Consider the following 25718-nt stretch of genomic DNA (forward strand, 5'->3'; position numbering starts at 1 on the left):
GGAGATTTTCACTTCTCGACTGGGTCACAAATATTGTTTCTTAACTGAAATTTGGGAATCTCCCCTAGTCCCTCTTTAAAAAAGAGGGAGCTTCCCCCCTTTTACAAAGGGGGTTAGGGGGATTACTTAGTCACCATTTTTCAGTTCAATGTTGATACCTAAAGAACGGATCTCTTTGGTCAATACGTTGAACGATTCAGGCATACCTGGGTCCATATAATGGTTACCATCTACAATATTCTTATAGATACGAGTACGACCTTCAACGTCATCCGACTTCACAGTGAGCATTTCTTGAAGTGTATAAGCTGCGCCATAGGCTTCAAGTGCCCAGACCTCCATCTCACCGAAACGCTGACCACCGAACTGAGCTTTACCACCCAATGGTTGTTGCGTTACTAATGAGTAAGAACCTGTAGAACGGGCATGCATCTTGTCGTCAACCAAGTGGTTCAACTTAAGCATGTACATATAGCCTACAGTTACAGGACGGTCGAAACGTTCACCTGTACGTCCATCATACAATACGGTTTGACCCGAACGTGGAATTTCAGCCAGCTCTAGTAACTCTTTGATTTGGCTTTCTTCAGCACCATCAAATACAGGAGTTGCTAAAGGTACACCTGCACGTAAGTTACCTGCCAACACCAAGATTTCATCATCTGTTAAGCTGTCTAAATCTTCTTGCTGACCGCCCACTTTGTTGTAGATTTTGTCTAGGAAAACACGTAGTTCAGCAATTTCACGCTGTTGTTTGAGCATCTTATCAATTTGCTCACCCAAACCTTTCGCAGCCATACCCAAGTGAGTTTCAAGAATCTGCCCCACGTTCATACGTGACGGTACACCCAACGGGTTCAATACGATATCGACTGGAACACCATTGGCATCATGCGGCATGTCTTCGACTGGTAGGATGTTAGACACAACACCTTTGTTACCGTGACGACCCGCCATCTTATCACCAGGCTGGATACGACGTTTAACTGCAAGGTAAACCTTCACAACTTTCAATACGCCAGTTGTTAGTTCATCACCTGTAGAAAGTTTGCGTTTTTTCTCAGCAAATTTCTCGTCAATTTCAAAGCTCTTCTCTTTCAAGAACACTTGAATTTGGGTTAAACGTTCAGCAATCGCTTCATCACTTGGCTGGATTTCAAGTAAATCAACCAACTCTAAGCCAGACAACATATCTTCTGAAAGTTTGTCACCACGCTTCGTGCCGCCACCGCCATTCGATTCTTGACCGCTCAACAAGCGAACAATACGTTCACGTGCTGCTTCTTCGAAGATTTTATATTCTTCTTTCAAGTCTTTACGGTAAGCATCTAATTGCGCTTTTTCAATTGCTTGCGCACGTTCGTCTTTTTCAAGACCATCACGTGTAAACACTTGAACGTCAATTACTGTACCTTTGGTACCAGATGGAACACGTAAAGAAGAATCTTTAACGTCAGCTGCTTTTTCACCAAAAATTGCACGAAGCAGTTTTTCTTCTGGTGTTAATTGCGTTTCACCTTTAGGCGTTACTTTACCAACAAGGATGTCGCCCGCAGCAACTTCAGCACCGATATACACGATACCTGATTCATCAAGCTTAGAAAGTGCAGCTTCACCCACGTTCGGGATATCCGCAGTAATTTCTTCAGCACCCAATTTAGTATCACGTGCAACACACGATAACTCTTGGATATGGATCGAAGTTAAACGGTCTTCTTGAAGAACACGCTCAGAAAGTAAGATCGAGTCTTCGTAGTTATAACCGTTCCAAGTCATGAACGCGACGCGCATGTTTTGACCAAGCGCAAGTTCACCACCATCAGTCGATGGACCATCAGCCAATACATCACCACGAGCAACTTTGTCACCCATGCGAACTACAACGTTTTGGTTGATACATGTATTTTGGTTAGAACGTGTATATTTGATCAGATTGTAGATATCTACACCCGCTTCACCTGCTACCATCTCTTCTTCGTTTACACGAATCACGATACGAGAAGCATCTACGTATTCAATCGCACCACCACGGTTTGCAATGACACACACACCAGAATCACGTGCTACATTTGCTTCCATCCCTGTACCAACAAGCGGTTTATCCGCCAATAATGTCGGAACAGCCTGACGTTGCATGTTCGAACCCATTAATGCACGGTTCGCATCATCGTGTTCAAGGAACGGAATCAATGACGCTGCAACAGATACAACCTGTTGAGCAGATACATCCATATGCGTCACTTTTTCAGGTGGCATACGCACGAAATCACCTTGGTGACGTACAGAAACAAACTCTTCCGTCAAGTGATTGTCTGCATCGACTGCAGAGTCGGCTTGTGCAATGACAGTGCCTACTTCTTCAATCGCAGATAAGTATTCAACTTCATCCGTTACACGTCCATCAACAACTTTACGGTATGGAGTTTCCAAGAAACCGAAGTTATTACATTTTGCATAAACAGATAGCGAGTTGATCAAACCAATGTTTGGACCTTCAGGCGTTTCAATCGGACATACACGACCATAGTGAGTTTGATGTACGTCACGTACTTCAAAGCCCGCACGTTCACGTGTTAAACCACCAGGACCAAGTGCAGATACACGACGTTTGTGTGTAATCTCAGACAATGGGTTGTTTTGATCCATGAACTGAGATAACTGGCTTGAACCAAAGAATTCTTTGATTGCCGCTGCAACTGGTTTCGCATTGATTAAATCTTGCGGAGACAAGTTATCTGCTTCTGCTTGGCTTAAACGCTCTTTTACAGCACGCTCAACACGAACCAAACCAACACGGAATTGGTTTTCTGTCATTTCACCAACAGAACGAACACGACGGTTACCCAAGTGGTCAATATCGTCCACTTCGCCTTTACCATTACGAATTTCAACCAATGTTTTTAATACATCAGTAATATCGCTGTTCGAAAGAATACCTTCAACTTCACGTGACTTCTGATCAGTACCGACTTCGTAAGGACGACCCAAACGACGGTTAAACTTCATACGACCCACTGGCGATAAATCGTAACGCTCAGAAGAGAAGAATAAGTTATTAAATAAGTTTTCAGCTGCTTCTTTTGTTGGTGGCTCACCTGGACGCATTACTTTGTAGATTTCAACAAGCGCTTCTTCACGACCTGTTGTTGTATCTGCACGTAGAGAATCCGCAATGAACGAACCACGATCGATGTCATTCGTAAACAGAATATTAAACTGCTTCACGCCACCTTCAGCCAGCTTCACCATCACTTCATGGCTTAGCAAGGTATTCGCAGGAATCACTTCGCCATCACGTAAAGTGATATCCTGGGCAGTAATACGCTCATATAAATATTCGTCTGGAACAGAAAGCTTAGTTAAGCCTGAAGCTTCCATTTGACGTACATGACGCGCGTTAATACGCTTACCTTGTTCAACAATCACTTTACCGTCATTATCGGTAATGTCGAATTGAGCCATTTCGCCACGCAGGCGTTCTGGTACAAGGTCAATTTGGTAGCTACCCATGTCTAAATAGACAGGTACTTTCTCGTAGAACAAATCTAGAATTTGTTCATTGCTGTAATCCAATGCACGTAAAACCACAGTCGCAAGCAATTTACGACGACGGTCAATACGGACATAAACTAAATCTTTTGCATCAAATTCAAAGTCTAACCATGAACCACGGTAAGGAATAATACGTGCCGAATAAAGCACTTTACCGCTTGAGTGAGTTTTACCCTTATCATGATCAAAGAACACGCCTGGCGAACGGTGTAACTGAGATACGATTACACGCTCAGTACCATTAATAACGAATGTCCCGTTATCCGTCATGAGTGGCATTTCACCCATGTACACTTCTTGCTCACGCACGTCTTTGATTGATTTCGTTTCACGATCTTTAATGATCAAACGAATTTTTACACGCATTGGTGCCGCATAAGTTGAGCCACGAAGAATACATTCGCGAACATCAAACTCCGGCTTACCAAGGCTATACTCAACAAATTCTAGAGCAGCATTGCCAGAATAACTTTCTATAGGAAAAACTGAACGAAATGCGGCTTGGAGACCGATATCTTCGCGGTTTTTTGGTGATTTGCCATCTTGCAAGAACGTTCTGTACGAGTCGACTTGAATCGCGAGCAAGTACGGAGCATCCATAACACTAGGCAATTTACCAAAATTCTTACGGATCCGTTTCTTTTCGGTATATGAGTATGCCATCTGGAGTCCTCGGAAAGTAAACTAAACCCGCCTGCAGAACGGGTTTAGAAGGAATTACGCAGGCCGATATGGCCACCACTGTTTACAAATGCTGCAATTTTTAGTGGTATTAAAACGCTTAACAATATTTTTTGAATAGAAAAATATTGGTAAGCGTTTAAAGTTTGTCTTTATTGTTTAAATTTGATGATTTTTAAATCAGTCAAATTGGAGTCGAGCCGATTATTGTAACGCAAAAAGGCTGATGACCCAAGAGCCATCAGCCATTTTGTGGAGCCGATTATAAAAAATCGACTCCTCTTAAGATTACTTAAGAGTAACTGTAGCACCAGCTTCTTCAAGTTTCTTCTTAAGTTCTTCGCCTTCTTCTTTAGACACGCCTTCTTTAAGAACAGCAGGAGCGCCTTCAACCATATCTTTAGCTTCTTTAAGACCAAGACCAGTAGCTTCACGAACTGCTTTAATTACAGCAACTTTGTTAGCACCGAAAGAAGTCAACTCTACGTTGAATTCAGTTTGTTCTTCAGCAGCAGCAGCAGCGCCAGGAGCAGCAGCTACAGCTACAGCAGCAGCAGATACGTTAAATTTTTCTTCGAAAGCAGAGATTAATTCAACAAGTTCAAGAACTGTTTTTTCAGCAACTGCGTTTAAGATTTCTTCGTTAGTTAAAGCCATGAGAATAACTCCAAATGGATATTGAATGGTGTGGAAATAGGATTAAGCCGCTTCTGACTCGTTTTTCTCTTTGAGCGCTGTAATAAGGCGACCCAATTTCGAAATAGGAGCTTGAAGAACAGATGCAAGCATAGTAAGCGCTTTTTCTTGGTTCGGAAGGTTTGCGATAACGCTAACTTCAGCACCTTGATAAACTTTGCCATCAAAGGCAGCAGCTTTAAGTTCAAATGCTTTATTAGTTTTTGCAAATTCTTCGAACAAGCGTGCAGCTGCACCCATGTCGTCTTCAGAAGTTGAGAAACCGAGAATAGTTGGGCCAACAAGGTCGTCGTTCAAGATGTCGAATTGAGTATCTTGAAGAGCGCGTTTAGCCAAAGTATTACGCACGATACGTGTAGTAACACCCAACTTACGAGCTTCAACACGAAGTTGTGTTAATTGCTCTACGCTTGAACCTTGATAGTTAGCCACAACAACAGAAAACGCTTTAGCAGCAACTTCGCTTACTTCAGCAACAATCTGTTTTTTGTCTTCGATAAGAAGAGCCATTGTAAAACCTCCTAACGGTGATTTATGCACCTAACAGGTACACCCCAATTCGTAAGCCCTTTCAAGCTTACACGCGGAGGAGGAAATAAATCACACCACCGCGTCTACTCAGACTGGGTTATTAAGAGAGAAGCATAAAACTCCCCTCGCCTGAGGTCTTTGACGCTGATAAATATACATTTATCAATTCAAAGTTTGCCTAAGTTCGCAAGTAATCCGAAACCGGTCTCTCTTACGTAATATTTAAAGCAGTGCTTCAAATATTACTCAGGGCTTTAAAATTCTGTCTAAGTAAAACTTAGTTAGAAACGTTGTTTACATCAATAGTAAGACCAGGACCCATAGTTGAGCTCAAAGTGATCTTTTTGATGTATACACCTTTAGAAGTTGCAGGCTTTAACTTTTTCAAGTCTGCAATCAAAGTTTCAACGTTTTGACGAACAGCTTCAGCAGAGAAGTCTACTTGACCGATCGCAGCGTGGATAATACCCGCTTTGTCAACACGGTAGCGTGCTTGACCAGCTTTCGCATTTTTAACTGCACCAGCAACGTCTGGAGTTACAGTACCCACTTTAGGGTTTGGCATCAAACCGCGTGGACCAAGGATTGTACCTAACTTACCTACAACGCGCATTGCATCTGGAGCAGCAATTACTACGTCAAAGTCAAGGTTACCTTGTTGGATGCTTTCAGCTAAGTCATCAAAACCAACGATGTCAGCGCCTTCAGCTTTAGCAGCTTCAGCAGCCGCGCCTTGAGCAAACACAGCAACACGTACAGTTTTACCAGTACCTGCAGGAAGTGTAGTCGCACCACGAACAACTTGGTCAGATTTACGAGGGTCAACACCTAGGTTTACCGCAACATCCAAAGATTCTTTGAATTTCGCAGCAGGAAGACCAGCTAGAACAGCAACTGCTTCTTCCAAAGTGTAAACTTTGTTAGCTTCAATAGCAGCAGCGATGGCTTTTTGACGTTTAGTTAACTTTGCCATGTCTTATAGCTCCACTTCCAAGCCCATAGAACGTGCAGAACCAGCAATGGTACGAACACGTGCGTCTAAATCAGCACCAGTTAAATCTGGTTCTTTAGTAGTCGCAATTTCTTCTAATTGAGCACGAGTCAACTTACCAACTTTAGTTTTGTTAGGTACAGATGAACCCTTTTGAATACCAGCAGCTTTCTTAAGAAGAATAGATGCAGGTGGAGTTTTCATGATAAATGTGAACGACTTGTCGTTGTACACAGTGATCACTACAGGAATTGGAAGACCTGGTTCAACTTTTTGTGTAGCAGCATTGAATTCTTTACAGAATGCCATGATGTTAACACCACGTTGACCTAGTGCTGGACCAATCGGTGGAGATGGATTCGCTTTACCAGCTGGAACTTGCAGCTTGATATAGCCGTCAATCTTCTTAGCCATTTCAAATTACCTCTGGGTACAAACGCCTTTTACAGCTCCCCAATATTTCATGCAGTGACAATCACTACAACAACAATGCCCGATTGAATAAATCGGGCGTTTTTAACCAATCCAGATTAAATTGTTTTTTCGACTTGGCGAAATTCCAATTCAACTTGAGTTGGTCGATTAAATACATTAATCGTCAACGTTAAACGTGACTTATCGTATAGAACTTCTTCCACCACGCCTTTAAAGTCGGTGAATGGACCGTCAATTACGAGTAATTCTTCGCCTGGTTCAAACATCGTCTTCGGACGAGGTGCTTCACCAGTATTGCGTACACGAGCAAGAATCGCATCTGCTTCTTTTTGCGTAATCGGTGCAGGTTTTTCTGCTGTACCACCGATAAAACCTAAAACTTTAGGACACTCTTTTACAATGTGCCAAGTTTCATCATTCATTTCCATTTCAACTAACACATAGCCAGGAAAGAACTTACGCTCAGACTTACGTTTCTTACCATCCTTCATTTCTACCACTTCTTCGGTAGGAACAAGGACTTCACCAAAGCTATCGGCTACAGCGCTACGCTGGATTCGATCATTAAGTGAACGCATCACCTGTTTTTCATAGCCTGAGTAGGCATGAATAATGTACCAACGTTTCATAGCTCTCTTACCCGATAATAAACTTCATAAACCAGCCTAAAATATAGTCAAAACACCACAATAAAATGGATGCTACAACGACTACAGCAAGAACCTGCCACGAGGTGGTCACAGTCTCTTGCTTGGTTGGCCATGTGACACGACGCAATTCAATACGCGCATCTTTTAGCAAACGAACAAAGCCTTTGCCTTGATGGGTGGCGTATAATAAACCTAAAGCCACAATGATACAAGACAAAATTACACCAACACGCACCCAAATATCATTCGCTGGTGCCCAATATGCTGGCAAGTGCTGATTTACCATGGTTGCACCAATGATTAAAATCAATGCAATAATCCATAGCACAACATCTAATGGTGAGCCAGAACCGACAACTTCAGCAGAGGTATTTCTTTGAGGGATAGGCGCGTCGCTTAATGCGTCACGCGATTTATCATTCGACATTTTTTTACTCGTCGTAGAATTCGCGATTTATTATATGACTAGTTTAGCCAGCATCAAGCTCTTTTACGAAAAAAGTGGCAGGCCAGGAGGGACTCGAACCCCCAACATTCGGTTTTGGAGACCGACGCTCTACCAATTGAACTACTAGCCTGCAGAGTTAAGTCGAAAACCGAAATTCTCGACTTAAAATTCATGTACTTAATTATGCAGTTACTTTCGCAACAACACCAGCACCTACTGTACGACCACCTTCACGGATCGCAAAACGTAGACCTGGGTCCATTGCGATTGGGTGGATTAATTCTACTGACATTTCAACGTTGTCACCTGGCATTACCATTTCAACGCCTTCTTGTAATTGGATTGCGCCAGTTACATCAGTCGTACGGAAATAGAATTGTGGACGGTAACCGTTAAGGAATGGAGTATGACGACCACCTTCTTCTTTAGAAAGTACGTATACTTCTGCGTCGAATTTAGTGTGCGGCTTGATTGTACCTGGTTTAGCAAGTACTTGACCACGTTGTACGTCTTCACGCTTAGTACCACGTAGAAGAATACCACAGTTCTCGCCCGCACGGCCTTCGTCAAGAAGTTTACGGAACATTTCAACACCAGTTACAGTTGTTTTAACTGTATCTTTGATACCAACGATTTCAACTTCTTCGCCTACTTTCACGATACCAGCTTCTACACGACCTGTTACTACTGTACCACGGCCTGAGATAGAGAATACGTCTTCGATTGGCATCAAGAATGCTTTGTCGATAGCACGTTCTGGTTCTGGAATGTAAGTGTCAAGCGCTTCAACAAGAGCAAGAACTGAAGACTCACCATACTGACCAGCGTCGCCATTAAGCGCAGCAAGAGCAGAACCACGGATAACTGGAGTGTCATCGCCTGGGAAGTCATAAGTAGAAAGAAGTTCACGAACTTCCATTTCTACTAATTCAAGTAATTCTTCGTCGTCAACAAGGTCGCATTTGTTTAAGAATACGATGATGTAAGGTACACCAACCTGACGTGAAAGAAGGATGTGTTCACGAGTCTGTGGCATTGGACCATCAGTCGCAGCACATACAAGGATCGCGCCGTCCATCTGAGCAGCACCAGTAATCATGTTTTTAACATAATCGGCGTGGCCCGGGCAGTCTACGTGAGCGTAGTGACGGATTGGAGAATCGTATTCTACGTGTGAAGTATTAATTGTAATACCACGTGCTTTTTCTTCAGGAGCAGAGTCGATTTGTGAGTAATCTTTCGCTTCACCGCCGTAAGTTTTTGCACAAATAGTTGCAATCGCAGCAGTTAAAGTAGTTTTACCATGGTCAACGTGACCGATTGTGCCCACGTTTACGTGTGGCTTATTACGTTCAAACTTAGCCTTAGCCATGTTTATATTCCTCGTTTACGTCGAACACAATTCTGAGAAAAGCTCAGCATCGACATATCGCCTAAAAAAGCAGACACCCAATACTTGAAAAGCAGACTAATAAGCCTGCTTTTTAAAATCTTTGTAGAACATCTACTAAACTGTATCTGGAGCTCTTATCGAGATTTGAACTCGAGACCTCTCCCTTACCAAGGGAGTGCTCTACCACTGAGCTATAAGAGCAATCATCTTCGATGGAGCGGGAGACGAGGGTCGAACTCGCGACATGTAGCTTGGAAGGCTACCGCTCTACCAACTGAGCTACTCCCGCTTAATGTTGGTAATTAACCACTTCAATCGAAGTTAATGGTGGTGAGGGAAGGATTCGAACCTTCGAAACTTTCGTAGCGGAGTTACAGTCCGCCCCCTTTGACCGCTCGGGAACCTCACCATTTCACACTTATTTCAGTGTTGTTCTTTACTTCACAACTACACACCTTTAAGATGGTGCCGGCACACGGATTCGAACTGTGGACCTACTGATTACAAGTCAGTTGCTCTACCAACTGAGCTATGCCGGCTCTTTCTTAGTGTTTCATACGTTTCGTATCGGAACGGTGTGCAGTTTAGCAAAACTTGAAATCCATGCAAGTGTTTTTTTCAAAAAAAACGCTAAAAACTCATAAAATCAATCCATTTGATGATAATTCAACCGCTTTAATCACTGCGCGAGCTTTTATTTGGGTTTCATTCCACTCAGATTCAGGATTTGAGTCCACAACGAGACCCGCACCAGCCTGAACAAAGACCTTATTTTCACGAATAACACAGGTTCGAATCGCAATCGACATGTCCATTTCGCCATGCCAGCCTAAATAACCAACAGCACCACCAAAAACACCACGTTTTACAGGCTCTACCTCATCAATAATTTCCATAGCGCGGATTTTTGGGGCTCCAGATAAAGTACCTGCTGGAAAAGTTGCTTTAAAAACATCCAAAGCATCTACATCATCACGAACTTCGCCTTGCACATTGGAGACAATATGCATCACATGCGAATAACGTTCGATCACCATTTGATCAGTCACTTGCACTTTGCCAATTTTAGAAACGCGCCCCACATCATTGCGTCCTAAATCAATCAGCATTAAATGTTCGGCAATTTCTTTTTCATCTGAAAGTAAATCTTTTTCTAAGGCCAAATCTTCTTCTTTAGTTTTGCCACGAGGACGTGTACCCGCCAAAGGGCGCACCGTAGCAATGCCATTTTCTAAACGCGACAAGATTTCTGGAGATGATCCCACAATATGAAAAGGTTTTTGATCTTGCAAAGTTTGACCTTGTACCAAGAATAAATACGGCGATGGATTTAAATGACGTAAGGCACGATAAACCTGTAACGCTTCTCCATCAAAATCAGAAACCATACGATGCCCAGGAACCACCTGCATCACATCTCCTGCACGGATATATTCTTTAACCGTTTCAATTGACTCTAGGAATTTCTGTTTGCCCGTGAGTGACTCAAAATGCGGTGCACTGTGTTTTTTTGCTTGTAAACTCACTGGTGTAGCAAGTAACTGCTCCAAAGCATCTAACTGGAGCTGTGCGTTAAAATACGCCTCTGCATCGTTGACATCGGCGTGCACAATCAAGAATAAAGTATCTTTTAAATTGTCAAATACAATCACTGTTTTAGATAGCATCATCCAGATATCAGGTAAACCGACTGGATCTGCTTCTGGCACATTGTTTAAACGTGGTTCAATATAACGTACAGCATCATAACCAAAATACCCCACCAATCCGCCAGTAAAGCTAGGCAAGTCTGGTAAATCTGCTTGTGTCGGAACTTTAAACTGCGCCAAGAAGGTTCGAATATATTCAAAAGGATCGGCACAATCTTTCTGTTCATGCGTGCCATCTACATGTTGAATGGTGAGCTTGCCCGCATTACAAGAAAATACGGTAGATTCCCCCAAACCAATGATGGAATAGCGCGCCCAATTTTCTCCACCTTCTACCGATTCAAATAAATAGGCTTGTTGATGGTCTTTTAATCGTGCAAAAACTGAAAGTGGCGTTTCTGTATCTGCCAGACGTTGTCGATAAACAGGAATCAGGTTATAGCCTTGGGCTTTTAATTGCTCGTATTGCACTTGAGTCGTCATGAGGTTCTCTCTAAATTTTCGATTGGGGTCAATTCAATTTTTCGCTACATCAGACTGAGCGACGCCATCGAAAAGCTTTACAACGACTCATGTGTCATGATTCCTTATCTGCAAATTATGTTTTGATTAATTCTCTTAAATCATCAACCACTTGCTGTGGTTGGCAATCCTGTATGTCTTCACCATGATTATAACCATAGCTAACGACAATACAATCAATACCCGCACGTCGTGCTGCCTCCACATCATTACTCGAATCACCAAACATTAAGGTCTGGGATTTTTCAATCTGATATTCCTCAACACAGTGCAGTAACTGACGCGGATGTGGTTTACGTTCTTCGAAACGGTCACCGCCAATCACATCAATAAAGTATTTAGACATATCCAAGGCTTCAACAATTAAGCGAGCAGGCTGTTCAGGCTTATTGGTGACACACACCATTTTCTTGTTGTGCTGCAAACCCCATTCTAGAAACTCAAGAATGCCATGAAATGGTCGGGTTTCAATACAAGGTTCCGCATTGTAAATTTCTAAAAAAGTATCGAGCAGTTGTTTGTGCTGCGCAGGGTCAACCTCACCTGTAAGATATTGCAAGGTACTATGACAAAAGATAGATGTTCCCTTGCCCACCCAAACACGTACTTGCTGTTCAGTCACCAAAGGGAGTTGCAAGACATTAAGACTCATATTCATGGCACGATATAAATCAGTCGCTGAATCGACTAAAGTTCCATCCAAATCAAACAGCATTAATTCACGGCGATCTAATTGTGCAATATTCATAAGCAACTCGCATTATTCAGATATAAAAAAGGCATGCCAGAGCATGCCCTTATTCTAGGCAACTCCCAGATTATTTAAACATCACCCAAGCAAGGATAGACAAAATAACCAAGACTATAATGGTGATTAAACCCAGTGAAGCATTCTTCTGTTGAGTTCGTTCTTCTTCAACACGAGAAACAGGTTGCTCAACTGGAATCGGGGCTGGGTTTGGCGTAGCTTTAGATACATCTACACCTTCAGGAATTGGTGCGGGCTTAGGAATAGATACATTCTGTGGCATCCCATCACGACTTAACTGAACACTGCTATCACGCTCAGTCAGGCTTGGCATCCCCTGTTCATTCATATGATGCGCTGCCGATTTCTCTGCTTCTGTTTCAGACGGAGCAACGGCTTCAGCAGGCTGTTGAACATCAACTACATCTTCCTCAACTGTATTTGCCAAAGGAGCTGGAGCAAAGACTGTAAATTTAAAGCTTGCAAACTGAACAATATCGCCATCCTTCAGTTGGCTTTCATCTACAATTTTCAAGTCGTTCACAAAAGTGCCATTCGATGAATTTAAATCTTGCACCCATAACGCTTGCTCTTTTAACAACAGCGCTGCGTGTTTACGTGACACTTCTGCAGATTGCAACAATACATCTGCATCTTGATGGCGCCCAACCAACATATCACGGTCAACACTGATCTCTTGCCCCGTAAATTCGCCTGTAATTGCCTGTATCTTCCAAGTCATCACATTATCTCTTTATGATTTTGCTTCATCATACCATGCAACTTATAGATTTCAATTTGGCTACTTTAGCATTACGAAGCTGGACGCACACGAATGGTGGTTACTGTATTTTTGGTTTTTTCCACTTCCGATTTTGGAAATGGTGTACTGCTGATTGGTGGCTCAATCGCTACAGGCGTAGTCACAACCGCAGCATTGGATGACTGCGCCGCAGAAGGTACAGCTTGATAAGGGCTAGTCCGTGGCGCACCCGGTTGCACAGGTAAACGCTGCATGTAAACATCATCCACCTGCTCAGGCAATTTAGCAAAACCGCCATCTTTATCGAGCGCCAATTGCAAACTATATAACTGACTATAACGCTGTTGAGATAAACGACGAACATCATCGCCACCACCCACGATCGTTGGATGAATAAAGACCAATAAATTGCGCTTCTGATTCGTCTTTGCATCCGATCTAAATAAGCGCCCTAGACCTGGGATTGCACCAAGACCTGGAACCGATTGACGACTATAAATCGAGTTATCTGAAATTAAGCCACCGAGAACTACAGTTTGTCCATGCTCTGCCAAAATAGCTGTTTTAATGGCACGTTTACTGGTGACCAGATCTGACGCCTGACCTTTACTGTTTTTAACCCCAGAAACTTCCTGCTCAACCTCCAAGCGAACCGTACCATTTTCACCAATGTGTGGAATCACCTTTAGCGTCACACCGACATCTTTGCGTTCAATGGTGGTATAAGGATTTACTGTGCCATTGTTGGTACTCACCGATCCTGTCACAAAAGGAACGTTTTCACCGACCACAATGTAGGCTTCTTCATTGTCCATCGTGACAATCGAAGGTGTTGAAAGCAAATTAGATTTGGTATTTTCTTTAAGTGCCTGAATCAATGCACCATAAAGTCGACGTGAACCATCACTGCCCTCTTTATAATCACCCAACACCACTGAGCTACCCGCACCCGTCAAGGCCTGCCCCAGACCTGAAGCCCCGCCACTCAAATAACCCGCAGCGAGGCTGGCTAGGCTTGAACCTACGTTATCAAAACTGATTAAACCGACACCACTGCTAATATCACCCAAAGCCCATTGCACACCCAATTGATCTGCATCAGAACCTTCAACTTCAATAATTGCAGCCTCGATTAACACTTGTTCGCGGCGAACATCAAGTTGTTGAATCGCAGACTCAATTTCTCGCATCAGCTGTGGATCTGCTTTGACCACCAATGCATTTTGTGAACTATCGGCAATGATACTGATCCCGTTGGCATTAAAACTGGTGATGTTGTTCTGATTATTCCCAGTAGAACTACCCCCTAAATTAATTGCTGGTGTCGAAATACTTGAGGATGAACCATTGTTTGTCGTCGTATTCGCACTTCCCATCATATTATTGCTGGCATTGGATGTATTGTTCGCGCGACCATCAGCCCCTGAAACTGTCTGCCCTGTGACCAGACCTTGTAAAATTTCGGCCAAGTTTTTTGCACTGGCATACTTTAAACGAAAGACCTTCAAACCACCCAGACGGTCTGCCGCAGGTACATCCAACATTTCAATCAATTGACGCAACCGTTTACGTGTTGCCGTATCGCCTTTAATTAAAATGCGATTGGTGCGATTATCCGCAATCACACGTACTCGTGCACCTTTTAAATCTTTGGCAGCCCCAGTCGCCGTCATAGAATCTAATAAGCCAATCATTTCTTCGGCTTGACTAGATTGCAACGTAATCGCCTCAATATCGTGCTGATCAGTACCATCTAAATTACGAATGATGGTTTCCAGTTGATAAATATTACTGGCACGATCTGACACAATCAGCGCATTCGCCCCGGGTACTGCCGACAAATTTGCAAACTGCGGCATGAGTGGGCGTAAGGCAGGAATTAGATCATTGGCATTGGTATTTTCCAGCCAAATCACGCGCGTAACAATTTGATCACCTGTAGCACGATTTTTAGCATCATAGGGAATGCCTGAACTTTTTACATTGCTGTCTGGAACAATTTTCACAGTATTGCCCGAAGGAATAGCCACCACCCCATTCACATTGAGCACGCCTAAAAATAAATCGTAAACTTCACTTTTATTAAGCGGCTTATTGGAAATAACCGTCACATTGCCACGTACGCGCGGATCAACTGCAAAATTTTTCCCTGTAATATCGGCCACTTCATTAATAAACGCCGTTAAGTCCGCATCACGTAAATTGATTTTCCATGTTTGCGCATAGGTACTGCTACTCACGGCAGCAATCAGAGGTGCACTTGCGAGCAAAGCCCAAACTGGACGATTATTATGAAATAAAGCCATATACTTCTGTGTTTCCTAACCCTACGGGCGATTTCTCATCATTTAAAAATTTTGTTGTATGGTCATCACCTGATCACCACGTTTTATTTCAAGTTTGACTTGGCCTGCTTGTTTAGCTTGTTCAAGTAATTGTGCATCATTTTGTCCCTGCCCCACACCTTGACCATTTAAGGACAAAATTCGGTCTCCAGGTTGTAATCCAAGTGTATTCCGTAAAGCAGAAGGTGTTTTACTGGTGACTTCATACCCTTCACCCGTCGCCGCACCAACCCCCATATCGGCCAGAAACTGGTCACGATTTTGATGCATTTGTTGTACTGCCTGCCCCAAAGCATTTTGAGTCGATTGCGATATATTCCCTGTTGGTAATGAAGCCGCATCCGCAGGTGGAACAATCGGTTGATTTAGACCATTGGCAATTCGATTAAATGCAACTTGCTGGCTTTGTCCTGTAGAGTCTCGTAACACCACATGATCCCAATACACCTCGGCCAATTGATAAACTGTACCCGCCAATGTTTCTCCAACCTTATAACGGTCAGTGACTTCATTAACTTTAATCACTGCTGAGGAATATTGACTCGGATAGGACACCACTACCCCTTGCAAAACAAAATTGGCGAGGTTCGCACCACCCGAAGCATTATTTTCCTGAAATAAAGAAAATGCCGATATATTGGGAACTTGAGGTTGCTGTGAACCTAACTCTACACGTTCTAATTGCATAGGCATTGGCGGAGCAACCCACAACCAAAATATACTGGCCAATTTCCAACTTAAATAGGCCACTAACACAACCAACAGCCACGGTGCAAAACGGTTGAACTGAGCGCCGTTCAAATGCTGTAACTTATCTTTGACCAATCTCATTACATACCACCTTGTAACAGGGGCTGACGAGAGCTGACGACATAAGTATCTAAACCCGCTTTACCTTGATACGAAGGCACATTCATCAACATACGCTGAGTAATCTGTACATCAAGCATCAGGTTTTTATCCAAAAGCAGATTAATCATTTTCTGGTCGCGCTGATCCCGCACATCAATCATCAATACTTGATCTCGATCATTTAAACTCCCTTTTAAGGAAGGAATACTCATTTGCTCTTGACGTTGTGCAAAGCGATATATCAGTTCACCACCTAACCACTGCACAGTACCTTCTGCTTGTTGAAAACCTTGTTCTTTTTGATATTTAAACTGTAAATCTTGGACTTGAATCGGATTACTTGGCCATTGCCAATCAGCAACCCGCTTTAATGTTTCTGGGGCAATTTCCCCAGATAATGCTTTAACAGTCCAACGCTGCCCCAAACCATAGCCCACAGTACCTTGTAATTGGGTCCGCCCACTATGGATATCCACCGCAGCACCTAAACGAAGCAACAATAAATCCAAAGGACGCACCTTCCAATTCAATGAACCTTTTAAAGCTCCTTGATGCCAGTCCGCCTGCCCTTGCCAGATATTGCCACTGACATTCTGTAAAACTTGGTTATTTTTATAAAATTTAGAAATAAGCCATGCTGCTGGAATTTGCAGCACTACAAAGAATAAAAATGTACTTAACGCAAAAATCCACCATGCAAGGTGCTTATTCTTTTTCGTCATCCCAACACAACCAACATCACTATTTTTCTTCCTTGGATATATATTTTATCTTTGCCACCCATTATGCACACTTTTTTCACATCGCCAATTCATCACTATAAAAAAACCAAGCAGTTTTGCTTGGTTTAAATAATTTAATCAGATTGGATGACAATCTAATGAAGATTAGATAAGAAAATCTTCAAGTTTTGCACCTTTTTCCAATTCAGCCACTAGCCAGCGAGGTTGTTTACCACGGCCTGTCCAAGTTTCTGATGCATCTGATTTATTGCGATAACGTGGTTCTACAGATTTACGAGTCGTTTTCTTACGTTTAGTTGCGCCAAACTCTAAGATTTGCTCAATACTCAAACCCACTTTATCAGCAATATCCATAATCTGAGTATATGCATCTTCAATTGCCTGATCTTTTTTAGAAACGATTAAGGCTTCCGCTTCTACTTGTAAACGCTTTAACTCTTCTACAGATAAATTACTAATGTCTGGCATCATATTAACTCCATTAAATACGATTTAATTTCTTACACAGGATTATCATATTTTTATTAACTCGATTATTCAACACTTATATTTAAAATTGCTACAAGATTCGAACAGTTAATATATGTTTTAATAATCGAAAATTAAAATAATGATCAAAAATTAAATTAAATGTCCAACATCTCGTTCCATTTTGAGAATCTTCTCACGAATATCATCAGGGATTGCAGTTTTTTGCATATTGTCTTTATCAACACAAACTATCACCGCCTCTGCCATTGCAACCACCGCATTTTGTGCAGTACTGAATAATAGGTAACTCATACGTATTGCACTATTACGTAATTCATCAACACGAACAGCTACTTTTAATTGATCGGGATAAAATACAGGTCGTAAATATTTGCACTGATTTGATGCAACAACCGTCAATACACTTTGCTCAAATATATTTAACGCATCAAAATATTGAATACGTGCGCTTTCAATATATCGATAATACATGACATTATTTACATGTCCAAAAGCATCCATATCTCCCCATGCTACATTTTGCTCATGTACAATTGGATATTCATTAAATAATGACATATATTCCCTTAAATCTTGATTTTCATAAAATTCGCATTATTTTCAAAGATCAAATTTAACTGCTGAATCAAATCTTCACGATTTTTCAGCGTTGCTTTAACCCTTAAATAACTCATGAGCACATTATCTGGATATAAAGTTAATAATGCATCTGCTTTATTTAACCGATCAGTCGCTTCGTAGACATGCCATTTAGCAAAAGTCAAAACAGGTAAAGATGGATATTTCACCTCCCAATCCTGAATATGTTGCTCTACATCACTATAATTTGGAACCTGTTTCAACAATTGTTGCTGAAACCACAAATGAAATACTTCCGCATTAAACTGTTGATCAAGTAAATGTAAGGCCAAATTTTCATGTTGCTGACTTAAATCAGGTAAACGTGACAATAGTTTTAACCACAACATTTTGATGTGATAGCTGCGAGTTTCAATTTCAGTCGATAAATCTAGATAACGTTGTTGCAAATCTTGTAGATTTTCAGCACTAGCATGATCAAACTGTTGCAAAAGTTGCTCTAACCATGCCTGCTTGGTGGCTTCATCTAAATGTCCATATTGCATAGAACGCAAATATAACCAAGGAAATTGCACAGCAAACTCACCCCACAGTTCGGTTAAACGTTGCTCATAGGCGACTTGTACATCCTTTAGCCAAGGTGATAATTCATGCTGAGTTAAAAACTCAAGATGCGTCAGGGCTTGCTCACCATCTTGCTGCGCCAGATAAACCTGAATACGTTGAATTTCTGCCAATTCAAATGCCATAGCATGGCTATGATTTAAAACAGATAACGCTTGTGGATATTCCTGTTGCATCAAATACAGTCTTGAGTCAATTACACCACGTAATAACCCAGACTGAGCAAATGCATTTTGAATAAATTGTTGTTGCTCCCGACCCGCGTCCAATAACCAAATGACAGCCAACTGCTCATAAGGATGCAAGGTCTTGAAGTCGTAGATTTCGATTTGTTTTCGTTGTGCACGCGTAAAATAGCGTTTCAGTAACAACCAAACTAACTGAAAAATAAAGCCCAGCACTGCCAAAAGAACGAATATGAACCAGACATTACTCTGTAACTGCCATTCACGCCAATACACATAAACATAGCCTGCACCAAAACCGTAACTCAACACACTAATCACAGCAATCACAAGCAGGCATATAAAAGCATAGGCTAAAAGAATCTGTTTCATATTAAGACCCTAGCAATGTACGGGTATTTAAAACAGGCATCGGAATAATACTAAATCCTTTAATCTTCTCCACTTGCTTACGCAGTTTTTGTGCTTGTGCATCAGGCAAAGTCGATAATATCTGCATAATCTCGGCCAAATCCTTTTGATATTCGACATACTGACCATGATTCAATGCTTCTCGAGCAACCAATAGACGCAACTGTACTTCTTTCAAAATGATTGCACGCTGCATCAGTTGTGTAGCAGGTTGCTTAGCAGGCTGCAACTCAAACCAACGCTGCCAGAAAGGACGATCTTCTGCTCGGACAGGTTTCCTTTGAGCCTGTTTAATTTCTTGTGTTAATACCACATCTACTTGTTGTAATAGTTGTTGAATTTGTTGCTGCTGCTCGGTACGCGCTTGTACAGTTTGCTGTATCAATTGTTGATCTTTACCCATCGCCTGATGCAAGCTTTGTTTCAAACTCGGTGCCAAAGCATATTGCTCAATATTGATATTCAGTTGTGCTAACTTTTCCAAAGCAAAATGGTATTGCTGTTGCTGCAAAGCAAAATCGACTAAGTCAAGTTGCTGACGGATCAAGACCATAGGGTTAATCTGTACTGGGGTAGTCGTTGCCTGCACACTTGTGCCCGTAGCTGCCACATTCGATGTGCTTGGCTCAGATGCTGTTGAGGTTTGACGCTGCAAAGCAACAATTTGATCATTCAAATTGGCACTATTGGCTTCAAGCCGTTGTAACGTATCCTGCATTGCAACTTGCTTTTGATTGAACTGAAAAATGTCATAACTTAATTTGGCAATCCATGCCACACAGACCAAAATTAAAACAATTAAAAACTTTTTCATGCATTTCTCGGCATCGCTCGAAGGCATTGCAATATTGTTGCTGTATTTAAATCAGGTAATTGATAGAGATGAAATGATAAACGCTGTTGTCGCTGTGTATTTAACAGCAATTGATAAAGCCGCTCACCCAATACCATAAAATGTCCTCGTGTAAGCAACCCCTTATGGGCTCGCATCAATTCCAACCAGTTTAGCCAACTGGCTTCACTGCTAATCAGCACACTATAGTGCTGATGTTGTTGCAACTGTACGACAACTTGATCAAAATTTTGAATCGTCTGTACTGGGCAATGTCGTTGGTACAAAATAAAATTTAAAACAGAGATCCCCTGCTGCTGCAAAGTCTCCATCATAAATTGGCGTCCACCCTGACCACGCCAAAAAGCCACACAAGCGGAAGAGGTCAGGTCTTGCAACAAGGGAATCTGCAACATCCCCTCTGATGTTTCAACCTTAGGCACATAGCTAGATATGCCATATTGAGCCAATGCTTGTGCGGTTTTTTCACCTACCGCAACCCATTGCACCTTGCTCAAGGCTTGTAGCGACACACCACTTTGCTTTAAGCCCTGCATTCCAAATTCAACAGCCGAAGGACTGACCACCACAATACAGGTCGCCCGCGGCAACTGCTGATACAAATCCTGCAACTCAGATGACCATGCACACGGCTCCAACACCAACAATGGAAGATCCAAAACTGGAAAACCAGCTTGTTGAATGTTTAAACTAAGTTCGCTCGCACGAGTATTCGGGCGGGTATTAATAAATAACATGAATTAATGCAAGGCTTGGAGCAGCTCTCCTGCACCTAATTCGAGTAGTTGTTGTGCCAACGCTTCACCTAGCTGTTCTGCTTGCACCACTGGTCCACGCAATTCAGCGACCAATAAAGTTGCTCCATCGACACTGCCTACACGTCCTTCAATGTGTAACTCATCTGCATGTAAAGTGGCATAACCTGCTATCGGCACCTGACAACCACCTTCCAAATAAGCATTAAAGGCACGTTCAGCACGAACACAAGCCGAAGTTTCCATATGCAACAAAGGTTGGATTAAATCTAAAACCTGCTGATCATTTTCACGGCATTCCAGCCCCAATGCCCCTTGTCCAACTGCTGGCAAACTAACACTGGCTGGTAAGGTATGACGAATACGCTCTGAAAGTCCTAAACGCTTAAGTCCTGCACTCGCTAGAATAATGGCATCATATAAACCTGCATCTAATTTTGACAGGCGGGTTCCGACGTTACCGCGTAAATCAATAATTTCAAGATCTGGGCGTTGCTTCAGAATTTGGCATTTACGACGCAAGCTTGATGTTCCCACTTTAGCACCCTGTGGCAAATCGTTAAAATTTGCATAGTGGTTTGAAACAAAAGCATCAAATGGATCTTCACGCTCACAAATCACCGCTAAGCTTAAACCCTCTGGAAGTGCCATAGGGACATCCTTCATAGAATGTACAGCCAGATCAGCTCGACCATCCAACAACGCAGCTTCCAGCTCTTTGACAAACAAACCTTTACCGCCAATTTTCGCCAACGGTGTATCTAAAATTTTATCTCCTTGAGTGACAAACGTAACCAACTCCACCTTTAAATCAGCATTGCGTTCTTCCAGACAGGAACGAATAAATTCTGCCTGCCATAAAGCAAGGGGACTTTGGCGTGTTGCGATCTTCAAAGTTTTCATAAATTTTAAATACATTGAATAAGGTCAGTTATTCTAAACTTAACTGGCTGACTTTAAAATGCAAGTAGAATTCACACCGCACCACATGAAATCATACATTTGACTTCAAAGTTTCTGAATTCGCTCGCGTAAATTGGGTAAATGTCGTCGGCTCACAGATAAACGTTCATCCAGTTCACGGCAACGCACTTGATATTGCCCAGAGTTAATCACCTCTAACCCTTCAAGATAATCCACTGAAACCAAAGCATTGCGATGAATACGAATAAACCGCTCACCAAATTCTAATTCTAAGTCCTTTAAAGTTTCATCAATGAGTACACTGCCATTTTTATGACGTACCGTGACATATTTTTGATCCGCTAAAAAATAATAAATATTTTCTACAGGGACCAGTTCTACCCCACGATAGGTCTTCGCAGCAATTTGATGACGTTGTGTTTGATTATCCATATCTTCTTTTTGTTTTAAGTTACTCATTTGCGCTTGCGTGAGTTTGGTCAGTTGGTCTAAAACCTGTTGCAATTCCTGTTGCATAATCGGTTTTAGCAAGTAGCCCTCGGCATGCGATTTAAACGCATCCAAGGCATGCTGGTCGTAAGCCGTACAAAATACGATAGCTGGGGATGGTTCCAACTGACGCAAATATTGCGCGCAGGTTAAACCATCCATTTCTGGCATTTGTATATCTAAAAGCACCACATCGGGTTGATAAAATTGCACCATTTCAATTGCTTGCTGACCATAAGCCGCCGTTGCAATAACCTGATGCCCCATTTGCGTGACCAATCTGGATAAACGCTCTACTGCAAGAGGCTCATCATCACAAATCAGGATGTCCATTATTCCTCCTTCGTTCAGTTAACGTGGATTATTTTTATAAGTTAACCGCCACTGTTTTATTTATACGGGTATTGCACCACAGTGGTATACATCCCATCTCCAGCAAAAGTTCGGAAGATGACTGCGCGCCCATAATACGCCATGAGACGCTGTTTTACATTATCAATGGCAATACCGTGTCCTTGTCGTAAATTTATTTTATCCTGTGTGTACGGGTTTGTAATGACGATATTGACTTGATGTTGTGTAATTTCGACCAATACGCTCACTATACTGGTTGATAAATTTTTCTCAACCCCATGAAAAATACTATTTTCTAGTAAAGGTTGCAAAGTGAGCAACGGAATTTGCGCCTGTGAAAATAATTCAGGATGCACAAATTTCCATTCAACCTGTAACCGATTTCCTAGGCGAATCTGCTCAATCGCCAAATAACGTTGGCACAATTCAATTTCATCTTGCAATTTCACCAACTTTAACTCTTGGAAACTGGCACGAAATAAACGCGATAAATCTAATAGCATTTGTTCAGCTTTATCAGGATCAACAACAATTAAACTGATGGCACTATTTAAACTATTGAATAAAAAATGTGGATGAATTCGGGCTTGCATCGCCTGAATACGTGCATTCAGTTCACTGTGTTGCTGCCGCATCCATTGTTCTCGGATATAGAGATATCGAAAACAAAATGCCCCCAGTAGACCACCATAACTTAAATGCAATACCACACCCTGCAAGGCAGTCGTAAGATCTAAACCTTTAAAGCTAAAGTTTTGCCCAAAAAAGACAAAAATATTGAGAATCAAGCTGGTAAAAAAAATGGTGCTTTGTAAGATCACAAAGCCCAACAGCAACATCGAAACCAAACCCCAATGCTCTAGGCGTGGCTGTAGGCGCTCAACAATTGCCGTAAAACACAACAAGACCCAATTGATATACAGCATAAACAACAGCACTTGTGTTCCACTCAGGGCTTGCCATGAATGTGCTTCTGCCAAAGCCAACAAAATGGCTAAAATATTGCCCGCAATACACAACTCGACTAAATTTTGCCACCGTCCCACATTACTAAAAAAATAAGAATAGGATGCTGGGGCTTCGGCAACTGCTTTTGAATTTGCTATACTCTGTTTAATTTGCCGATTTTTTATTTTACTGAGCCGACATGACCACATCTTCTAATTCCTCTAATCCGTCACAAGCCCAGACTTCTGGCATGTGGGGCGGTCGTTTTACTGAAGCGACTGACGCTTTTGTTGCAGAATTTACCGCATCTGTACAATTTGACCAACGCTTTTATAAACAAGATATTGCAGGCTCAATTGCCCATGCAACTATGTTAGCAAAAGTTGGCGTACTAACCGAATCTGAACGTGATGCCATTACCGAAGGTCTCCGCACCATTCAGGCTGAAATTGAAGCAGGTAATTTCGAATGGCGTATCGACTTAGAAGATGTGCATATGAACATTGAGTCGCGTTTGACTCAACGTATCGGCATTGCAGGTAAAAAATTACATACGGGTCGTAGCCGTAATGACCAAGTCGCAACGGACATTCGTCTCTATGTACGTGATGAAATTGATGCCATTTTAGAACTCTTGGCGAAACTGCAAAAAGGCATTTTATCGTTAGCAGCAAAGAATACTGGCACAATTATGCCGGGCTTTACTCACCTACAAACAGCTCAACCTGTAACCTTTGGTCACCACTTATTGGCATGGTTTGAAATGCTGGTGCGTGACTCTGAACGTTTAATTGACTGTCGTAAACGTGTGAATCGTATGCCGTTGGGTTCTGCTGCCCTTGCAGGGACAACTTACCCAATCGACCGTGCTTATACAGCTGAGCTTCTTGGTTTTGAAGCTGTTTCTGAAAACTCACTCGATGCCGTATCGGATCGTGATTTCGGCATTGAATTCAATGCCGCAGCATCACTGATTATGATGCACCTATCTCGTATGTCTGAAGAACTCATTCTATGGACATCTGCACAGTTTAAATTCGTCAATATTCCTGACCGCTTCTGTACAGGCTCGTCCATTATGCCGCAGAAGAAAAACCCAGATGTGCCTGAATTGGTTCGTGGTAAAACAGGTCGTGTTTATGGTGACTTAATGAGTTTACTAACCCTCATGAAAGGTCAACCCTTGGCATACAACAAGGACAATCAAGAAGATAAAGAACCTTTATTTGACGCGATTGATACTGTACGTGGTTCGCTTATGGCATTTGCCGACATGATTCCTGCGTTGGTTCCAAACATTGAAATTATGCGCGAAGCAGCACTTCGTGGTTTCTCAACCGCGACTGACTTGGCAGATTACCTTGTGAAGAATGGTGTGGCATTCCGTGATGCACACGAAATTGTTGGTAAAGCCGTTGCACTCGGGGTTCAAGAAGGAAAAGATTTATCTGAACTAACACTTGAGCAACTTCAACAGTTCTCTGACTTGATTCAAGCCGATGTTTTTGAAAAAGCACTCACTTTAGAAGCATCTGTAAATGCACGTAACCACATTGGTGGTACTGCACCTGCACAAGTCGAAGCGGCTATTGCACGTGCCTATGTTCGTTTAGAAAAACTTTACGCTTAAGGGGTTTCACCATGTCTCGACAAGTATTCTGCCGTAAATATCAAAAAGAGATGGAAGGCTTAGACTTTGCTCCATTCCCTGGTGCCAAAGGCGAAGAGTTCTTCAACAACATTTCTAAGCAAGCTTGGCAAGAATGGTTAAAACACCAAACCACACTGATCAATGAAAAGCGTTTAAATGTGTTTGAACCTGAATCAAAAAAATTTTTAGAAGAGCAACGTGAGAAGTTTTTTAGCAATGACAGCAGTATTGAAACTGCCGAAGGTTGGAAACCAGAAGCTTAAGTTTGTTTGAATGCTAAAAATGAAAAGACCAGTCAAACAGGCTGGTCTTTTTTTATGTATGTTTTTGAATTTTATTCAACTAAATCTGGCTTAAGGCAAGCATTGGGGTAGTGAATTCAATTTCAAGGCTTGAGATATAAAAAGCTACATATCCATAAATAAGACTACATTTGCACACAATATCCTACATG

At 42.1% G+C, this 25718-nt stretch carries 24 protein-coding genes and 5 tRNA genes; 2 read left to right on the forward strand and 27 right to left on the reverse strand.

Annotated elements, in window-relative coordinates; translation table 11 throughout:
- Positions 1–126: 126 nt before the first annotated feature.
- The 27 genes from rpoB to MP622_RS12890 form a co-directional block, all read right to left on the reverse strand.
- Positions 127–4215 (reverse strand): DNA-directed RNA polymerase subunit beta, encoded by a 4089-nt coding sequence (gene rpoB, locus MP622_RS12760; protein WP_016168443.1) that lies wholly within the window; start codon positions 4213–4215, stop codon positions 127–129.
- Between the two features lie 306 nt (positions 4216–4521).
- Positions 4522–4890, reverse strand: a complete 369-nt coding sequence (gene rplL / locus MP622_RS12765) for a 50S ribosomal protein L7/L12 (protein ID WP_016168444.1) — start codon at positions 4888–4890, stop codon at positions 4522–4524.
- 42 nt (positions 4891–4932) lie between these two features.
- Positions 4933–5439 (reverse strand): 50S ribosomal protein L10, encoded by a 507-nt coding sequence (gene rplJ, locus MP622_RS12770; RefSeq protein ID WP_016168445.1) that lies wholly within the window; start codon positions 5437–5439, stop codon positions 4933–4935.
- A gap of 298 nt (positions 5440–5737) precedes the next feature.
- On the reverse strand, positions 5738–6433 hold the full coding sequence (gene rplA / locus MP622_RS12775) for a 50S ribosomal protein L1 (protein ID WP_016168446.1): 696 nt from the start codon (positions 6431–6433) through the stop codon (positions 5738–5740).
- Positions 6434–6436: 3 nt separating this feature from the next.
- A complete protein-coding gene (gene rplK, locus MP622_RS12780; protein WP_001074682.1) occupies positions 6437–6865 on the reverse strand; it encodes a 50S ribosomal protein L11 in 429 nt (142 codons plus the stop codon).
- A 116-nt stretch (positions 6866–6981) separates the two neighbouring features.
- A complete protein-coding gene (gene nusG, locus MP622_RS12785) occupies positions 6982–7515 on the reverse strand; it encodes a transcription termination/antitermination protein NusG (protein WP_016168447.1) in 534 nt (177 codons plus the stop codon).
- A gap of 7 nt (positions 7516–7522) precedes the next feature.
- Positions 7523–7963, reverse strand: coding sequence for a preprotein translocase subunit SecE (gene secE, locus MP622_RS12790; RefSeq protein WP_044739157.1), 441 nt, complete (start codon positions 7961–7963; stop codon positions 7523–7525).
- A 75-nt stretch (positions 7964–8038) separates the two neighbouring features.
- Positions 8039–8114: transfer RNA gene (locus MP622_RS12795), tRNA-Trp, on the reverse strand.
- Positions 8115–8165: 51 nt separating this feature from the next.
- Entirely contained in the window at positions 8166–9356 is a 1191-nt protein-coding gene (tuf, locus tag MP622_RS12800; RefSeq protein WP_016167280.1) for an elongation factor Tu, read from the reverse strand.
- A gap of 147 nt (positions 9357–9503) precedes the next feature.
- Positions 9504–9578: transfer RNA gene (locus MP622_RS12805), tRNA-Thr, on the reverse strand.
- Positions 9579–9590: 12 nt separating this feature from the next.
- Positions 9591–9666, reverse strand: a tRNA-Gly gene (locus MP622_RS12810).
- Between the two features lie 36 nt (positions 9667–9702).
- Positions 9703–9786: transfer RNA gene (locus MP622_RS12815), tRNA-Tyr, on the reverse strand.
- A 54-nt stretch (positions 9787–9840) separates the two neighbouring features.
- Positions 9841–9916: transfer RNA gene (locus MP622_RS12820), tRNA-Thr, on the reverse strand.
- A gap of 99 nt (positions 9917–10015) precedes the next feature.
- The gene (gene trpE / locus MP622_RS12825; RefSeq protein WP_044738806.1) at positions 10016–11509 is read right to left on the reverse strand and encodes an anthranilate synthase component I; all 1494 of its coding nucleotides are present in this window, start codon (positions 11507–11509) and stop codon (positions 10016–10018) included.
- 115 nt (positions 11510–11624) lie between these two features.
- The gene (locus MP622_RS12830; RefSeq protein ID WP_016168450.1) at positions 11625–12296 is read right to left on the reverse strand and encodes a phosphoglycolate phosphatase; all 672 of its coding nucleotides are present in this window, start codon (positions 12294–12296) and stop codon (positions 11625–11627) included.
- Between the two features lie 70 nt (positions 12297–12366).
- Positions 12367–13038, reverse strand: coding sequence for an FHA domain-containing protein (locus MP622_RS12835; protein ID WP_243791272.1), 672 nt, complete (start codon positions 13036–13038; stop codon positions 12367–12369).
- Between the two features lie 71 nt (positions 13039–13109).
- Positions 13110–15365: a type II secretion system secretin GspD gene (gene gspD / locus MP622_RS12840; RefSeq protein ID WP_243791273.1), complete on the reverse strand. Its 2256-nt coding sequence runs from the start codon at positions 15363–15365 to the stop codon at positions 13110–13112.
- 42 nt (positions 15366–15407) lie between these two features.
- On the reverse strand, positions 15408–16235 hold the full coding sequence (locus MP622_RS12845; protein WP_243791275.1) for a type II secretion system protein N: 828 nt from the start codon (positions 16233–16235) through the stop codon (positions 15408–15410).
- Positions 16235–16978: a type II secretion system protein N gene (gene gspN, locus MP622_RS12850; protein ID WP_243791277.1), complete on the reverse strand. Its 744-nt coding sequence runs from the start codon at positions 16976–16978 to the stop codon at positions 16235–16237. Before gspN ends, MP622_RS12845 begins: the two co-directional genes overlap by 1 nt.
- Positions 16979–17143: 165 nt before the next feature.
- A complete protein-coding gene (locus MP622_RS12855; RefSeq protein WP_016168455.1) occupies positions 17144–17470 on the reverse strand; it encodes an H-NS histone family protein in 327 nt (108 codons plus the stop codon).
- A 150-nt stretch (positions 17471–17620) separates the two neighbouring features.
- The gene (locus MP622_RS12860; RefSeq protein WP_016168456.1) at positions 17621–18049 is read right to left on the reverse strand and encodes a thioesterase family protein; all 429 of its coding nucleotides are present in this window, start codon (positions 18047–18049) and stop codon (positions 17621–17623) included.
- A gap of 8 nt (positions 18050–18057) precedes the next feature.
- Complete coding sequence (locus MP622_RS12865; protein ID WP_016168457.1) at positions 18058–19251, reverse strand: hypothetical protein; 1194 nt, start codon at positions 19249–19251, stop codon at positions 18058–18060.
- A gap of 1 nt (position 19252) precedes the next feature.
- Complete coding sequence (locus MP622_RS12870) at positions 19253–20104, reverse strand: hypothetical protein (RefSeq protein ID WP_016168458.1); 852 nt, start codon at positions 20102–20104, stop codon at positions 19253–19255.
- The gene (locus MP622_RS12875; protein WP_016168459.1) at positions 20101–20880 is read right to left on the reverse strand and encodes a uroporphyrinogen-III synthase; all 780 of its coding nucleotides are present in this window, start codon (positions 20878–20880) and stop codon (positions 20101–20103) included. The genes MP622_RS12870 and MP622_RS12875 overlap by 4 nt, the downstream gene beginning before the upstream one ends.
- A 3-nt stretch (positions 20881–20883) precedes the next feature.
- The gene (gene hemC, locus MP622_RS12880; protein ID WP_026441111.1) at positions 20884–21801 is read right to left on the reverse strand and encodes a hydroxymethylbilane synthase; all 918 of its coding nucleotides are present in this window, start codon (positions 21799–21801) and stop codon (positions 20884–20886) included.
- 105 nt (positions 21802–21906) lie between these two features.
- A complete protein-coding gene (locus MP622_RS12885) occupies positions 21907–22644 on the reverse strand; it encodes a LytTR family DNA-binding domain-containing protein (RefSeq protein WP_016168461.1) in 738 nt (245 codons plus the stop codon).
- Between the two features lie 56 nt (positions 22645–22700).
- The gene (locus tag MP622_RS12890; RefSeq protein ID WP_243791279.1) at positions 22701–23822 is read right to left on the reverse strand and encodes a histidine kinase; all 1122 of its coding nucleotides are present in this window, start codon (positions 23820–23822) and stop codon (positions 22701–22703) included.
- On the opposite strand from MP622_RS12890, the gene argH reads away from it, so the two are divergent.
- Together argH and MP622_RS12900 are read left to right on the forward strand one after the other, a co-directional pair.
- Positions 23813–25243, forward strand: coding sequence for an argininosuccinate lyase (argH, locus tag MP622_RS12895; protein ID WP_026441110.1), 1431 nt, complete (start codon positions 23813–23815; stop codon positions 25241–25243). The two genes, MP622_RS12890 and argH, sit on opposite strands and share 10 nt — an antisense overlap.
- Before the next feature lie 11 nt (positions 25244–25254).
- The gene (locus tag MP622_RS12900; protein ID WP_016168464.1) at positions 25255–25527 is read left to right on the forward strand and encodes an oxidative damage protection protein; all 273 of its coding nucleotides are present in this window, start codon (positions 25255–25257) and stop codon (positions 25525–25527) included.
- Positions 25528–25718 lie beyond the last annotated feature (191 nt).

This window comes from Acinetobacter sp. PK01 (genome assembly GCF_022819285.1).
Taxonomy (GTDB): Bacteria; Pseudomonadota; Gammaproteobacteria; order Pseudomonadales; family Moraxellaceae; genus Acinetobacter; species Acinetobacter tandoii.